Here is a 468-nt window from a genome sequence, read left to right as displayed (position 1 = left end):
TGATAGATCTCCATGACGTCGTCGCGGGTCATCCCGACCGCGGGCCGGTCCAGGATCTTCTGGCCGTTGCGCAGGCCGACGAGGCGGTGCGCCCAGCCGAGTGCGAGGTCGACCTGGTGCAGCGTGCAGACCACGGTCAGCTTTTCCTCGATGCACACCCGGAACAGCAGATCCATGACCACACTGGCATTTTCGGGATCGAGCGAGGCGACGGGTTCATCGGCCAGCAGCAGTCCGGGTTTCTGCATCAGCGTGCGGGCGATCGCGACCCGTTGTTGTTGGCCGCCGGACAGGGTGTCGGCGCGGCGGTCGGCGTAGTCGGCCAGACCGACGCGGTCCAGGTAGGCCAGGGCTTCGGCGCGTATCGCCTTGGGATAGGTGAGCGCGCCATAGCGGGGGAGCCGCAGCTCTCCGAGACCGCCGATCAGGACGTTCTCCAGGCAGCTCAACCGGCCGACCAGATTGAAG

The 468-nt window shown here is 66.7% G+C and carries 1 protein-coding gene; it reads right to left on the bottom strand.

The window, feature by feature from the left end:
* The coding region (locus tag IMZ11_RS44005; protein ID WP_228649687.1) for a phosphonate ABC transporter ATP-binding protein at positions 1 to 468 on the bottom strand (468 nt) is incomplete at both ends.

The organism is Microtetraspora sp. AC03309 (assembly GCF_020826795.1).
GTDB lineage: Bacteria > Actinomycetota > Actinomycetes > Streptosporangiales > Streptosporangiaceae > Microtetraspora > Microtetraspora glauca.
Note: the sequence above shows the minus strand (reverse complement) of the source record. Positions and strands in the feature narration are given on the sequence as shown.